The 15,071-nt window shown below is 45.9% G+C and carries 9 protein-coding genes; 5 read left to right on the top strand and 4 right to left on the bottom strand.

The window, feature by feature from the left end; all coding sequences use genetic code 11:
- Positions 1-2: 2 nt before the first annotated feature.
- The 3 genes from recC to recD are packed head-to-tail and all read left to right on the top strand — an operon-like array spanning position 3 to position 9,124.
- Positions 3-3,365: an exodeoxyribonuclease V subunit gamma gene (recC, locus tag OV592_RS19320; protein ID WP_406609689.1), complete on the top strand. Its 3,363-nt coding sequence runs from the start codon at positions 3-5 to the stop codon at positions 3,363-3,365.
- Positions 3,358-7,074, top strand: a complete 3,717-nt coding sequence (gene recB, locus OV592_RS19315; RefSeq protein WP_406609688.1) for an exodeoxyribonuclease V subunit beta — start codon at positions 3,358-3,360, stop codon at positions 7,072-7,074. Before recC ends, recB begins: the two co-directional genes overlap by 8 nt.
- On the top strand, positions 7,064-9,124 hold the full coding sequence (gene recD, locus OV592_RS19310; RefSeq protein WP_406609687.1) for an exodeoxyribonuclease V subunit alpha: 2,061 nt from the start codon (positions 7,064-7,066) through the stop codon (positions 9,122-9,124). Before recB ends, recD begins: the two co-directional genes overlap by 11 nt.
- A gap of 43 nt (positions 9,125-9,167) precedes the next feature.
- On the opposite strand, the gene OV592_RS19305 is transcribed toward recD, so the two are convergent.
- Entirely contained in the window at positions 9,168-9,596 is a 429-nt protein-coding gene (locus tag OV592_RS19305; protein ID WP_016402295.1) for a helix-turn-helix transcriptional regulator, read from the bottom strand.
- 98 nt (positions 9,597-9,694) lie between these two features.
- On the opposite strand from OV592_RS19305, the gene OV592_RS19300 reads away from it, so the two are divergent.
- Positions 9,695-10,132 carry a PACE efflux transporter gene (locus tag OV592_RS19300; RefSeq protein ID WP_220720096.1) on the top strand — a complete coding sequence of 146 codons (438 nt, stop codon included), beginning with the start codon at positions 9,695-9,697 and terminating at the stop codon, positions 10,130-10,132.
- Here OV592_RS19300 and OV592_RS19295 read toward each other — a convergent pair.
- Entirely contained in the window at positions 10,129-10,659 is a 531-nt protein-coding gene (locus OV592_RS19295) for an NUDIX hydrolase (protein WP_221075031.1), read from the bottom strand. The genes OV592_RS19300 and OV592_RS19295 overlap by 4 nt on opposite strands.
- A gap of 153 nt (positions 10,660-10,812) precedes the next feature.
- Between OV592_RS19295 and OV592_RS19290 the strand changes: the two genes are divergently transcribed.
- Positions 10,813-12,432 carry an HD domain-containing phosphohydrolase gene (locus OV592_RS19290; RefSeq protein ID WP_406609686.1) on the top strand — a complete coding sequence of 540 codons (1,620 nt, stop codon included), beginning with the start codon at positions 10,813-10,815 and terminating at the stop codon, positions 12,430-12,432.
- Positions 12,433-12,463: 31 nt separating this feature from the next.
- On the opposite strand, the gene OV592_RS19285 is transcribed toward OV592_RS19290, so the two are convergent.
- Both OV592_RS19285 and OV592_RS19280 read right to left on the bottom strand, forming a co-directional pair.
- Positions 12,464-13,678 (bottom strand): M24 family metallopeptidase, encoded by a 1,215-nt coding sequence (locus tag OV592_RS19285; protein WP_406609685.1) that lies wholly within the window; start codon positions 13,676-13,678, stop codon positions 12,464-12,466.
- 121 nt (positions 13,679-13,799) lie between these two features.
- Positions 13,800-14,963, bottom strand: coding sequence for a GGDEF domain-containing protein (locus OV592_RS19280; RefSeq protein WP_406609684.1), 1,164 nt, complete (start codon positions 14,961-14,963; stop codon positions 13,800-13,802).
- Between the last annotated feature and the right edge of the window lie 108 nt (positions 14,964-15,071).

Below are 15,071 nucleotides of genomic sequence, written 5' to 3'. Positions count from 1 at the left end.
TCTTGTTATATCTTTATCAAAGTAATCACCTCAGTTCATTAAGGGAAATGTTGAGCTCAGTAATGAGTTTACAGACTCCTGATAGTCCGTTTACTCAGCAACAGATTTTGGTACAAAGCCCTGGCATGGCGCAGTGGTTAAAACTGCAGCTAGCCGAACAACAAGGCATTGTGGCAAATGTGGCGTTTCCCCTGCCTGCTAGCTTTATTTGGCAAATGTTTCATTTAGTTCTGCAAGATGTTCCCGAGCAAAGTCCCTTTAATAAAGAAGCCATGAGTTGGCGATTAATGCGCTTGTTGCCGCAACGTTTGCAAGAGCCAGCATTTAACGCCTTAAAGCACTATCTGTTGGGTGAGCAAGAAAGTGAGGAAGTTGACAGTCGTAAGCTTTGGCAACTGGCACAAAAAATTGCTGACATTTACGACCAATACTTGGTGTATCGCAGCGAATGGACTAGTGCATGGGAAACGGGTGATGACTTAAACGAAGTGAGCGAAAGCCAGCCTTGGCAGCCTATTTTGTGGCGTGACTTGGTCGACGACACGGTAAGCTCTATGGACTCCCCTTATCATCGGGGCAACTTATATATCGACTTTGTTGAACAGTTGCGAGTGGCCAGTGCCGTGCCTGAAGGCTTGCCTGAGCAGGTGTTTATTTTTGGTATTTCGGCTTTACCGCCTGCTTATGTTGAAGCTTTAGATGCCTTAGCCTTACATACTGACATCCACTTGTTTTTAACTAACCCTTCAAAAGAGTATTGGGGGGATATAAAAGATGTTCGTACAGTACTTAAAGAGCAGTCCGAGTTACTTAGTGTCGGTAACCCTTTGTTATCTTCTATGGGGAAATTAGGCCGTGACTATATTGATATGCTGCATCTGCTTGAAAAAAATGACTTCACTTCATTTGACGACAATTTTCCAGAGAATAATGCACACACGATTCCTCCGATATTGAAGTTAATACAAGACGACATCTTGTATTTACGAGACCCCATTAACTATACATATTTTGATAGTAGTGAAAAGAAACGTCCAGTAGCTTTAAATGATACCAGTATTCAGCTGCATCTTTGCCATAGCCCTCGCCGAGAGCTAGAAGTATTGCACGATCAACTCTTGGCGATGTTTGAGCAAGATCCAGAACTAAACCCCCGCGATATTATTGTAATGGTGCCCGATGTAAATCGTTATGGGCCAATGATTCAGGCGGTGTTTGGCAGCACCAGTGCTGAAACGCGCCTGCCTTTTGCTATTTCAGATCGCAGTGCCACTCAAGAAAACCCCGTTTTGTTAAGCTTTTTGGAGCTATTGGCGCTACCACAAAAACGCAAGTCTGCTGCAGAGCTCTTGGCGTTATTAGAAGTACCGGCGATTATGCGTCGTTTTGAATTGGCTGAAGATGAACTTAAGTCGCTGCGCCAATGGGTGAGAGAAGCAGGGGTGCGTTGGGGGCTAGATGGCAGTGACCGCAGCCGCTGGCAGGCCCCAGAAGATGAAACTCACTCTTGGCTATTTGGCCTTAAGAGGATGCTGTTGGGTTATGCGATGCCCAGTGATGCGGGTTTACATCAAGGGGTGCTAGCCTATGATGAGGTGCAAGGGAAAATTGCCTTAGCAGTGGGCAAGTTAGCCGACTTTATAGACCAACTAATGTTGCTAGAGCAACAGTTGTTGAGCGCGGTTAACGCCGAGCAATGGCGACTGCGTTTGCAAGATTTGCTCAGCAATATTTACAGCTTTGATAGTGATGACGAAACCGAGCAATTGCGCCTGCATAAGCTATTTGAAACCCTCGTAGAGCAATGCAGCAGTAGCGGTTTTATGGAGCTTATCAGCCCTGAACTTATTTTGGATTATTGTCGCAATCAGCTAAATGCCCAGCGTGGTAGTCAACGCTTTTTGGCGGGGCAAATTAACTTTTGTACCTTACTGCCAATGCGCGCTATACCCTTTAAAGTGGTGTGTTTATTGGGCATGAATGACAGTGAGTATCCGCGCTCCGTGCCTAGCATGGGCTTTGACTTAATGGCGCAAAATCCTGCTAAACGTGGCGACCGTAGCCGCCGAGATGACGACCGCTATTTGTTCTTAGAAGCATTGCTGGCCGCCCAAGATACTTTATATATCTCTTATATTGCCCATAGTGCCAAGGATAACAGTGAACAAACGCCGTCGGTGTTGGTGGCTGAGCTATGTGATTACATTGGCCAAAGCTGCGTGCTACAAGGTGACCAACAATTAAATGTGGATCAATCAGCCAAACGTTTATTAACGCATCTTAGTTGTGAGCATCCTTTGCAACCTTTTTCGAGCGATTATTATCAAAACCAAAGCGATAAGTTTAGTTATGCGCAGCGTTGGCTGCCGGCTGTAGCAGCCCAGCAACAAAGCAAAGCGCCCGAGCCGATAGAGGAAGCGCTGATCAATGAAGGTTACATAGCGGATATTGAAATGGACGAGTTGCTTGCTTTTAGTCGCTCGCCCATCGCTTATTTTTATCAGCGGCGCTTAAAAGTGAGTTTTCCGCGCTTAAATGAGCAATTAGAAGAAACCGAACCCTTTTTAGTAGAAGGGTTAGCGGGTTTCTCTATTAAGCAATATTTACTCGAACAGCAACTAAACAAGGCAGATAAAAAGCAGCAATTTGCGCTGTTACATGCTGCCGGTAGCTTGCCACATGGTGGTTTTGGAGAGGTATCGTTTGAGCAGCAATGGCAAGATCTTGAACCTTTGGCCGATGCGCTATTTCCCTTACTCGCGGGAGGGCTAGTTAAGCGCCAGCAGCTAGCGCTAGATCTAGAGTATTCGCTTGAGGATGGTTTGCAGCAGTGTCGTTTGTCGGCTTGGTTAAAGCACCAATACGCACAAGGTTTAGTGAGTTATCGACCGGGCAGTATTCGAGGTAAAGATTTGCTTGCTGCTTGGCTGTGGCACTTAGTGTTTCACGCCAGTTTGCCAGAGCAAGCGCTTAGCTCTTATGTGCTTGGTCGTAAAGGGGCTTGGCAGCTTTCGCCATTAAGTGCCGAACAAGCAAAAGAGTATTTAGCTCTTTGGCTAAGCCACTTACAACAAGGTTTACACCAGCCGATATTGCTACCTATCGAAAGCGCTTGGCAGTGGATAAGCCAATGTAAAGACAAGAAAACCGGCAGTATTGAATACAGCGAGGCCAATCTAGATAAAGCAAGGCGCGCGGCACGCAATCAGTTTAACGGAGGGCCGTTTGCTCAGGCAGAAGGCGCAGATCCGTATATTCAAGCTCAGCTAAATGATTTAGAAGCCATTTGGCCGCAGTTCGAAGCCAGTGCTCAAGCATTGCTTGGCCCTTTGTTAGCTCATCTAGAGGAGTTTGCTGGTGCCTAATCTAAACCAAGCTACTCAGCAGAGCAGCACGACCAATAATAACTTAGATGTTTTCACCTTTCCCTTAAATGGCTCTAGGCTTATTGAAGCCAGTGCCGGTACAGGTAAAACCTACACCATTGGTGCTTTGGTGCTGCGTTTGTTGCTAGGGCATTATCGTCAACCAGAGCAAGCTTTTAGCCAAGCTGGAGAGTGCGTAGCGCTCACTATTGAGCAGATATTGGTGGTTACCTTTACCGAAGCGGCTACGCAGGAGCTGCGAGGGCGAATTCGCGAGAAAATTCATCAAGCGCGAATTGCTTTTTTGCGAGGCCAAAGCGATGATTTTATTATAAGTCAGCTGCTAGATGAGGTTAACGACCACCCGCAGGCGGCGCAACGTTTGTTGTTGGCAGAGCAGAACATGGACCAGGCGGCGGTGTTTACCATTCATGGTTTTTGCCAACGCATGTTGAAGCAACATGCTTTCGAATCGGGCTTGCCCTTTGAAATGGAGTTTCTTACCAATGAAATTCATCTTCGTTTGCAAGCGGTGCAAGACTGTTGGCGTCAGCGCTTTTATCCCTTATCGGTGCCTTTAGTGGGGCGAATAGTGCAATGCTGGGCCAGCCCTTACGACTTACATCAAGAGCTGGGCGGCTTGTTAAATCAAAGCCATTTTGATCTACAAGGAGTGCCGCAAGAGCAAGATTTAGAACGCTTTTTTGCGCAACAAATTAATCGCATTGATGCCTTTAAACAGCTCTGGAAACCAGCTGCGGCAGAAATTGCCGAACTTATTGCAACTGCGCCATTAAATGGCAATAAGTTTCGTAAAGCTTCGGTCGAAAAATGGTTGGGCTTAATTAACCAGTTTGCAGACGCCGCAACCGACAGTGACTTTTTAAGCAAACCATTGCGCGAGGCTTTGGCTAAGTTCGCGCCAGAGAATTTAGCCAATGGCGTAAAAGCTAAAGGTACGCCGCCACAGCACCCGGCGTTTAACGCGATAGAAACCTTGTTTGCAGAAGAACAAAACATCAAAAATTTGCTGTTAGCTCAGTTGTTGCCGCAAATCCGTCAGCGTTTTAGTGAACTCAAGCAACAACAGCAGTTGTTAAGTTTTGATGATTTATTGGCGGGTTTGGCCAAGGCGCTAAATGCCCCTCAGGGAGAGGCTCTAGCCAAGCAAATCGCCGAGCTTTACCCGGTGGCGATGATTGATGAATTCCAAGATACCGATCCTCAGCAATATCAGATTTTTTCTCAGCTTTATATTGATAGGCCCGATACCGCATTAATGCTAATTGGTGACCCTAAACAGGCGATTTATGGCTTTCGTGGCGCCGACATTTTCACTTATATGCAAGCGCGCAACAAGGTTAGCGCGCGTTACAATCTGCCAACCAATTGGCGTTCTACTGGCGCGATGGTGAACGCTTGCAATAAGTTGTTTGAGTGCCATGCTCGGCCATTTATTTTTGACGATGCCATTGAGTTCATCCCGGTGAATGCGGCTAAAGCAGAGCTGAGTGGTTTAGTTATAAACGGCGAGTCACAGGCAGCCATGCAGTTTTTGTATCAGCAAAACGCAGAATTTGTGCGCGGCGAAGATTATCTTGTTGGCCAAGCGCTACAGTGTGCCCAGCAAATACAGGCTTTGTTAGAAGCCGGGCAACAAGGGCGTGCAACTCTAGGCGATAGTGGAAAAACAGTGCAAGCGGGCGATATCGCGGTGTTAGTGCGCACTCGCCGTGAAGGCGAAAAAGTGGCCGCGGCATTGGCTAAACAAAACATTGCCAGTGTCAGCTTATCTAACCGCGATAGTGTGTTTGAAAGCCCCGAAGCCTATCAATTTTATTTGCAGTTATTAGCCTGCCAAGAACCACATAATGACCGAAAACTACGCGCAGCTTTAGCCTGTAAAATCTTAGGTTTAGGTTTAAGCGAGTTGGACCAGCTAAATACCGATGAGCGCAGCTGGCAACGCTATTCCCAAGAGTACAGCGAGTACCAACAGCTTTGGTATAAGCAAGGCGTACTGGCAATGTTTTATTCTTGGATGAGCCAACGTGGCATTAGCGAGCGCTGGATCAGCCAAAACGATAACTATGGTGAGCGCTTACTTACTAACTTGATGCATTTAGCTGAGTTACTGCAAAACCAGAGCGCCGAGTTAGATGGTGAAGCTGCGTTAATGCGCTGGTTTGCCGAGCAACTACTCGAGCCCGATGGCAATGCCGACGACCAACAACTGCGCTTAGAAAGTGATGCGAACTTGGTGCAAATTGTCACTATTCATAAAAGTAAGGGCTTGGAATATCCGATTGTGATGTTGCCGTTTATTTTGGGTTATCGCGAAGCGAGCGAAGCGCTTTATCACGAAGGCGAGCGCTTTATTCTCGATTTAAATGGCAGTGAGCAAGCTATGGAGGCTGCCAGCCAAGAGCGTTTGGCCGAAGACTTGCGTTTGCTTTATGTGGCGGTGACTCGGGCGGTGTATTGCTGTTATTTAGGTGTGGCAGATCTGAAAAAAGGTAACGCCAAAAAAGGTGATACCGACGTGCATCAAAGCGCCCTAGGCTACTTGTTGCAACAAAATCAGCCACAACCTGCTGGCGCGCTTAGCGCTATTTTGGACAATTTGGCTCAGTTTCCCTGCGTAAATTGGCAATCGGTGAGTGAGCAAACACTTGCGCCATATAGCCCGCTAAATCAAGAACAGCAAACTTTTGCTGCTAGGCCATTTACTACCCAGCTTAATCGAAACTGGTGGCTAACCAGTTATTCTGCGCTTAGTCGCCAGCAAGGCCATGGCGCAGGCTTTGATGCCAGTAGTGATATGGCATGGCTAGATGAAGCAGAAGGTTTAAGTGCTGAGCCAAGCCAAGTTGAACAGCCGCAAACGCTGACTATTTTTGATTTTCCTCGTGGCGCAGAGGCTGGTACTTTTTTGCACTTATTGTTTGAAGAAGTGGATTTTCAAGCCGATTTAGCGAGTATTCAGCTAGCTATTGCGCCCTTACTGCAAGCCTCTAGTTATAATCAGTTGGACGCCCAAGGCGAGTTGTTATGGTTAGTGCCACTGGCTGATATGTTCCAACAAGTGTGTGCTACGCCTTTGGATGATGCTGGGAGCACTGCTGCATATAGTTTAAGCCAACTAAGCCCCGCGCAACGCTTGGTAGAAATGGAGTTTTTCTTGCCAATTGCAGACTTGCAAGCCAATCAAGTTAATCAGCTAATTCAATATTTCGACCCATTAAGTCGCCAAGCTAAACCTTTGGATTTTGCTAGTGTGCAAGGCATGTTAAAGGGCTTTATCGATTTAGTGTATCAACATGATGGTCGTTATTACGTATTGGACTATAAGTCGAATTACCTAGGTGCAGAAGTAAGTGAGTACCAACAACAGGCAATGATGGATGCTATGGTTGAGCATCGCTACGATTTCCAATATCAGCTGTATAGTTTGGCCTTACACCGTTGGTTGGGGCAACGAATACCTGACTACGACTATGAGCAGCACTTTGGCGGGGTTTATTACTTATTTTTGCGTGGAATGGCCGGTGATATGTCTAGTCAAACCGCTCAAAACGAGCAGCGTAATGGCGTGTATTTTAGCCGGCCAGATCCGCAATTTATTGAGTACCTTGATCAGTTATTTGCCGGGCAAGATCTTAATCAAACACTAGTGCAGCTAAATCATGTGGAGGCGAATGATGACTAGTTTACAGGTTAATGATACTAGTCTCCTAAGCGCTACTGATTGGCTTCATCAGTTAAAACTGCAGGGACAAATCAGCGCCTTAGATTTTCACTTTGCTAAGTCGTTTGCAAGCAGCGACCAGGCAGATGTTTTGATGGTGGCAGCCGCGCTGGTAAGTAATGAATTACAAGCCGGCCATGTTTGTATCGATATGCCTAGCCTAGCCAAGCGTTGTGAACAATTGGGCGCTTGTCCACTTGCGGGCGCGCTAGAGCCTGAGTTTTGGCAAGCGCAACTTGGGTCTTCAGCGGCAATAATGCAAGCCGAATTATCCAGAGATGCTAAGCCATTGGTATTGCAGTATGGGCGCTTATATTTGTATCGATATTGGAATTATGAGCAGCAAATTGCTGATTACTTCGGTGAACACTCACTTAGCAGTGATTACCCCTTAGCCCAAATACAACAGCAAGTGGAGCAATTGTTTAGCCCTAACTGGCAAATGTTATTACAGGCTAAAGCCGCTTATAGTCCGCAACAGATGGCTTTATATGCCCAGCAATATTTGGATGTAAATGACGCGAATTTGCTTAATAATGCCGAGTTCTTGAGCAAACTTGCTGATATTGAACAAGTATCAGAACTGCAAAGCCTAGTCGCTAAAATTGCTAATGCCAGCAAGATAAACTGGCAGAAGCTGGCAGCCTTACAAGCTTGTTACCAGCCTCGGCTAGTGATTAGTGGCGGGCCGGGCACCGGTAAAACCACCACCGTGACGCGCTTGCTCGCCTTATTACAAGATTTACAACTAAGTGCAGGAAAAGCGGCGTTAAACATTCAGCTGGTTGCACCAACGGGTAAAGCTGCCGCGCGCTTGAGTGAATCCATTATCGGCGCAAAACAGCAGCTTAATGCGAGCGAGCAAACTATCGCAACTATCCCTGAGCAAGCTTCTACAATTCACCGTCTTTTGGGTGTTATACCTGGGCGGGCGGAGTTTCGTCATCATGCCGACAATCCCTTAGCTTTAGACTTATTGGTGGTGGATGAAGCGTCGATGATTGATATGCCACTTATGGTGAAGTTACTGGCGGCCATGCCCAAACAGGCGCGTATTATATTGTTGGGTGATAAGGACCAACTGGCTTCGGTAGAGGCGGGAGCAGTATTGGGGGATTTATGTGCCTTTATCGAGCAGGGTTACAGCCAAACCTTGCTGGATAATTTGCAAGCCAGCAGTGGTTTTAACTTAAGTGCTTGGCAAGCTAAGCAGCCTTTACCCATAGCTGATAAGCTGTGTTTATTGCGTAAAAGCTATCGCTTTGATGCTCATTCAGGGATCGGTTTGTTGGCAGCTGCGGTAAACCAAGGCCAAGTTAAACAAACCATGGCTTTGCTGGAATCACGCCGCGAAGACTTACCCTATCAAACGCTAAATCAAGACAGCTACCAGCACTTGCTTGGGCAAAGCGCTAAGGCTTATCAGCCCTATTTAGAGGCGTTGCGCCAAGGTTTACCGATGGAGCAGGTGTTTGCCAAGTTTCATCAGTTTCAGCTTTTAGTTGCACTTCGTAATGGTGATTTGGGTGTGACTGGGCTTAATCAACGCATCGAGAAACGGCTAAACCAGCAAGGTTTTATTACGCAGCCAAAACATGCCGATAGCGTGTGGTATGCCGGTAGGCCAGTGATGATTGAGCAAAACGATCACGAGCAGCAGCTGTACAACGGCGATATTGGTATTTGTGCGCAAGATGAAAATGGCCAGCTAATGGTGGCTTTTGAATCCGCCATTGGTTTACGCTGGTTATTACCTAGTCGCTTGCCTGCTCACCAAAGTGTTTACGCCATGACTGTACACAAGAGCCAAGGCAGTGAGTTTAAACAGGTGTGTATGTTGCTGCCGCCAGCTACCCAAGCGTTGGTAAATCGAGAGTTGTTGTATACCGCAATCACCCGCGCAAAAAGTACCTTTAGTTTATATGCCGATGTCGAGAGCATAAGTGCAGCATGTAGGAATAAAACCCAGCGGCGCTCGGGCTTGGTAGAGCGCTTGGCTGTTGGTGAGTAAATCTGATACTTAGCGCTCCAATTCTTAAATATTTCACAATTGGCTAGTTTTTACGTTGTTGAATGTATTCCTTAAACAGCTTATGCACGCCGTGTAAAAACTCTATATCGTCGCGCCGCGCACCCAGCATATCGTCAACAAAGCGCAGGCTGCTGGCTGGAATTGGTGGCCCTTTAACTAAATCACGCTCATGTTGAGATAGCGGTAATAAGTACACCACACTCAGATCTAATGCTTTGGCAATTTTAAACAATTCAATCTGGCTAAAGTTAGCGTTGCCGTCTTTATCTAGCTTGTTGTAAAGGGCACTTTTCGAAATGCCGCTTAGCTTGGCCAGTTGATTACGGTTAAGTTTGCAATAGGCTAGCAATGACTCGATCCGGTCGATTTGCATAAAGCGATATTCGCGCTCGTTTATATCCTTAAATTCAAAACTGCCTGTGGCAATGCTGTCTAAATCAGAGTTGTCCATAACTTTTCCCTGTTTGCGGAAAATACCATGCATTCTGTTCCAGTATAGGGAATCGTATACCGATAAAATAGCCTTATTGAATCGAACTGGAGATAAGCATGAGACAAACATCCGATAGAATTCGTCATGCCGTAGGTTTTGAGTTAGTTGGCCTATTGGGAGCTATGCCTTTGCTGGCTGTGCTGTTTGGGGTAGACCCAATGCATTCTGGCGCGATGGGTTTGTTTTTTTCGGTTATCGCTACAGCGTGGAACTATTTCTACAATCGCTGGTTTGATATTTTCTTATTTAAACGCCAAGGGCATAGCGATAAAAGCCAAAAGCAACGCATATTTCATGCTTTTGGTTTTGAGTTAGGTTTGTTAGTTATTACTATCCCAGTAATGGCTTGGTGGCTAAATGTTAGTTTGCTAGATGCGCTGATTATGGACGCAGCCATGATCATCTATTACTTGTTTTTTGCATACTTTTATAACCTGGCGTATGACAAGTTATTTCCAATTAACAAAGCCAGTAAACTGCTTACCAGCGTTTAGTCGAGTAAACCCGCAAGCTTAGCGCGGCTATAACAAGCAATGGTTTTGGCATCGTTGATGGTTCCATTAACGATGCCTTTTTCAAACTCTGCACTGCTCATTTCAAATACTTCAATAAACTCATCTTCGTCGCATTGACCTGCTTGATGCGAAAGCTGCTTGGCCAAAAACAAATACTGTATCTCGTCACAAAAGCCCGGCGCCGGATATAGTTTACCAAGGCTGTGCCATTGCTCGGCGACTAAATTAACTTCTTCCTGCAGCTCGCGTTTAGCACAGGCTAGTATTCCATCTTCGCTTTGTTCATCGGCTTCTATGGTACCCGCAGGGAGTTCCACCAACCAGTCTTGAATGGCAGTGCGATACTGGCGCTCCATAACAATGTTGCCCGCATCATTAATCGCTAGCACTACCACTGCACCTGGGTGGCGAAGTGTAGTGATGGTTTTTTGCTGTTGATTGGGCAAGCGTTGCTGCTCGCGAGTTACTTCGAAACAATGCCATTTTAGTAGGCTTTGCTGTTGCATAGCGGGATCCTTTTAGCGCCAAAAAACTTAGCTTACTGCAGCGGCAATTAATTGTATTTGTAAAAAACCTGAAAAATTAAATATAAATTCATCAATTGCTGGTGGTTTGTATAAAAATTAACCATAGTTTAAAGAGTTGTAGGAGGGAATATTATGTCTCGCTTAAGTCTTTATCTTATTGCCAGTGCCTTATTTATTGGGGTCGTTATGGGCTTAACCAGCATGAGCTTGCTGAGCCAACATAACGCAGCAGTGAATCAGCTTTCCAGCAGTGTCGCTAAGCGCGCTGCCGCCGTTGCTGCCTTAATTAAGCATACCGAAACGCAACACCGCCAAGAGCTAGAATACTTTGCCGAACTTTCGATGGTGCCCAAAGCTTTAGATAGTGGCAACTATGAGGTTGTCGCGGAGTTGCTTAGCAAGCTAATGCAAAGTAAATCAACCGTGGTGCAAACGCGTTTGTTTAATCCAGAAGGGCAAGAGGTATTCAAGCTGGTGAATCGCGCAGGTGTGCCAGTGCGTTTAAGCAATATAGAGCTTCAGGATAAGTCTCAGCGCTACTATTTTAAGCAATTAAGTAGCACTGCTATTGGCAATAGCTACTTGTCTCCGGTGGATTTAAACGTTGATTATGGGGTGATTGAGCGGCCTTATCGACCGGTGATGCGCATTGCGCAAAAGATAATGCATTTAGATAGCGGCCAATATCTAGGTAGTTTGATGTTTAATTACGATGTGAAACAAGAGCTTAGACAGTTAGCTAGCTTGTTACCCGAGCAGCTAAGGTTTTACATTGTAGATGAGCGCCAGCAGTTTTTGGCCCACCCAAATTCGGCGAGTTTATATTGTGCAGAGTTGAGTTGTGACGATCTTTTCATTGAATCTCAAGTTCAGCGCTTGGCCCACCAGCGGGTTTATTTCGACGATAGTTTAGCCGCAGAAATAAACCTAGATAGCCCAGTTCAGCCGGTAATGATGGGCGCACAACTTATTGTGGCTTATCAACATAATTATTTACCACATTTAACCCAGCCTATCTCTAATTTAGGCGTGTTAACAAGGAGCTACCAATGGTGGGCAGCTTTGCTTGTAGCGAGCTTAATATGCTTGCTTGCATGCTATTTCTACCAACATCTGCAAAACCGGATAGAGGAACGCTTGCAAAAAGCCAAAATGCATAAGGTGCTAGAAGGGGTAACAGAAATGTTAGAGCGCTTGCATGAGAATGACGACGCGGTAACCGGTAGCCATGTGCAACGGGTGGCCGATTATTCTCGGCTTATGGCGGAGCATGTTGGTTTAGATAAGCAGCTGGTTGAGGATATACATCAATTTGCCTCTTTGCATGACATCGGCAAAATCTCTACTCCCGACGCGATTCTTGGCAAACCGGGTAAGCTTGATGCGCAAGAGTGGGAAGTGATGAAGCAACACGTGGATAATGGCTATCAACTATTAAGAGAGTTTGAGTTAAGCCCAGTAGCCGAAAACATTGTTCGCGGTCACCATGAGCGTTGGGATGGGCAAGGCTACCCACAAAAAATTGCCGGTGAAGAGATTCCTATTGAGGCAAGAATCGTTAGTTTAGTGGATTGTTTTGATGCCTTAATGTCGGAGCGGCCCTATAAACCGGCTTTTTCCTTTGAGAAGTCGAAGGAAATTATTAACGACTTAAGCGGGAAAGCTTTTGATCCCTACCTAGTCAAAATGTTTAATTTTTTGGAAGCTGATTTTCGTAACAGCCACCCTAGCCCAAAAATTAAAAGTGGCTAAGGTAAGCTGCTTGGTTTATTGGTAGCGCTATTTAAGCTGTTTGGTAGCCAAAAGGGTCATCGATGCTTGGACTTGGCTGGGTGAACCAAACTGGCCCTGACTCGCCGATATAAAAATGATCTTCTAAGCGAACGCCAAAGTGTTCGGGGATCACCAACATCGGTTCGTTACTAAACACCATGCCAGGGGCTAACAGGGTTTCATCGCCTGCTACTAAATAAGGCCCTTCGTGAATGTCTAGGCCACAACCGTGCCCTGTGCGATGTGGTAAGCCAGGTAACGCATATTCTGGCCCATAGCCATCCGCTTCTAACGATTGGCGAGCTGCAGCATCTACACTGGCGCAGCTAGCGCCAGGTTGCGCGGCATTAAAAGCGGCCTGTTGCGCTTTATGTTCACTTTGCCAAGCTTTACGTTGTTGTTCAGTCGCTTCACCGTAAGCGTAGCTGCGGGTTATGTCTGAGTTATAACCGTGCAATAGGCAGCCGGTGTCAATGAGTACCCAATCGTTTTCTTGCAAGATTTGCGGTTTTTTTACGCCATGTGGAAATGAGCTGGCTAAACCAAACAAAACAATACAAAAAGATGATCCGCTAGCGCCTACCTGTTGGTGGGCTTGGTGGATGAACTCGGTCACTTCGCTAGTGCTAATGCCAGGGCGCAAAATTTTAGCCGCAGCTTTTTGTACCGCCAAGGTCATGTCTTTGGCTCGTTGCAATAAGGCAATTTCGGCGGCTGATTTTATGGCGCGACAAGCTTGAGTGACTACATCACCATTTACAAAATTTAACTCAGGGTTCGCTTTAATCAGACCGTCTACTAAAAAAAACGCTGCACTGGAGTCGACTGCAATGGTGCCGCTTAGTTTTAAATCTGAGCATAGCGTTGAAAACAACTGATAAGGGCTTTGGTGTTCATGCCAGCCATGGAAGGGGGCATCAACAAGCATGAAGTCGTTTAAAGAGTCTTGCTCAAAATACGGAGCAATATAGTGCAGTTGACCATCGGCACTTAACAACGCTCCTACCATACGCTCGCTGGCACTCCACTTTAATCCAGTGAAATAATACAAGTTAGTGCCGGCGTTTAAGTAAATAGCGCTTATGCCTTGTTGTTGCATTAACTCACATGCTCGTTGCTGGCGCTGTTGGTATTCGGCCTTACTAATTCCACTTATGTCGCTACACATATTGCTTAATGCTGCCAACTGTTCGCTGGCTGAACTGCCACCTACCCCTATGGTCATTATTTTTCCTTGTTGCATGATTAGCTAAGATAGTCGCGCTATCTAGGTTTTACTAAAGAGTATGGTGAAATGCTTAGCGGGTAAAGTGGAATTGGTAAGCTAAAGTAGTGAAATATTTCAACTAACTGCTGGTGTTTTCATTTAGAGCGTACACCTTGACCTTGTTTCCGCCCTGGCGTTTGGCTTGGTACATTGCTTCATCGGCTTGTTTAATAAGTTTGGATAAATCTTGAGTTTTTAAGTTTGACGCTACGCCAAAGCTGGCACTCATGTAGAGCTTACCCTTGCTGGTTTTTAGCGCTTGCTGATTGAGTTGAATGCGGATCCGGTTTGCTAGTGCATTAGCTTGCTGTGCGTTGGCTCCGTTCAGCGCTATTACAAACTCCTCGCCACCAAAACGGCCAAATAAATCGCCGACACGCAGGTTGTCTAGGGCTATCTCTGAAAAATGCATTAAGGCTAAGTCGCCGTTGTCGTGGCCGTAGTCATCGTTAATGCTTTTAAAACGGTCTAAATCGATAAACACAACGCTAATTTCACCACCAGAAAATTGCGCGCGCTTGGTCATTTTTTCTAGTTGTTTTAAAAAGTAGCTGCGACGCATTGCGCCGGTGATATCGTAATTGGCGAGCTGTTCTAATTGAATGATTTGCCGCCAATGCAGTAAAAAGTAAAACACGTAAGTTTGCAGCGCGTTTCCAGCGAATATGGCTAACGAGAGCAAGGTAGGCACGCCAAGCAATAAACCCTGGTTTTGCGGCGTATGTTGCATGGTGATGTAAACCCTGAGCAGTAAACAAGTACCAAAGAATAAGTACATGCCAATGACCAGCCACAAGGCATGATTGTGTTGCTGACGCCAATAGCGAAAATACAGATAGGCGCAGTAGAAACAGCATAGCGCAAGGGTGCTTGAGAATAAGGTAATACGAGATTGGCTAGAAGGCTCAATCGAGATGAAGTAAAACATCAGTGCGCAATACAATAACAGCCCTATCGACAGAAAGTTGCGGTTAAAGCGCTGCTTTAAGTAATGGTGATGACCCGCAACGATAAGCAGGAATGATCCAGCAAATAAGGTATTTTGTAACAACAACTCCGTGGCCGAGGGTTGTCTGGAAAGTAGCACAACCAGCAAGGCACACACTTGAGTGTAGGAGGCCATAATCCAACAATCTAGCGCGGTTTTTTGCCCATGAAATACCCGAATAAGGGTGAGCACCACTGCCGACACCACGGTGACTAAAGTGGTTAAAATAAAATAGGTGAGTCCATCAACAACCATTAACGAGCGATTCCTTTCTGCTACACCCTTAGTGTAGATGGCTGTTTTATTTATACAAATTGAATGTTCTGAAGAAGGTGCTGTTCGGCTAAAAAACCAGCATTAAAC

Source organism: Agarivorans sp. JK6 (genome assembly GCF_045277145.1).
Taxonomy (GTDB): Bacteria; Pseudomonadota; Gammaproteobacteria; order Enterobacterales; family Celerinatantimonadaceae; genus Agarivorans; species Agarivorans albus.
The sequence above is the reverse complement of the archived record's forward strand: the minus strand, read 5'-3'. Positions and strand labels throughout refer to the sequence as shown.

Excerpts from the sequence above, each read along its gene's own strand:
- recD (WP_406609687.1), top strand. The coding sequence starts at position 7,064 with ATGATGACTAGTTTACAGGTTAATGATACTAGTCTCCTAAGCGCTACT.
- OV592_RS19305 (WP_016402295.1), bottom strand. The coding sequence starts at position 9,596 with ATGGACAACTCTGATTTAGACAGCATTGCCACAGGCAGTTTTGAATTT.
- OV592_RS19300 (WP_220720096.1), top strand. The coding sequence starts at position 9,695 with ATGAGACAAACATCCGATAGAATTCGTCATGCCGTAGGTTTTGAGTTA.
- OV592_RS19295 (WP_221075031.1), bottom strand. The coding sequence starts at position 10,659 with ATGCAACAGCAAAGCCTACTAAAATGGCATTGTTTCGAAGTAACTCGC.
- OV592_RS19290 (WP_406609686.1), top strand. The coding sequence starts at position 10,813 with ATGTCTCGCTTAAGTCTTTATCTTATTGCCAGTGCCTTATTTATTGGG.
- OV592_RS19285 (WP_406609685.1), bottom strand. The coding sequence starts at position 13,678 with ATGACCATAGGGGTAGGTGGCAGTTCAGCCAGCGAACAGTTGGCAGCA.
- OV592_RS19280 (WP_406609684.1), bottom strand. The coding sequence starts at position 14,963 with ATGGTTGTTGATGGACTCACCTATTTTATTTTAACCACTTTAGTCACC.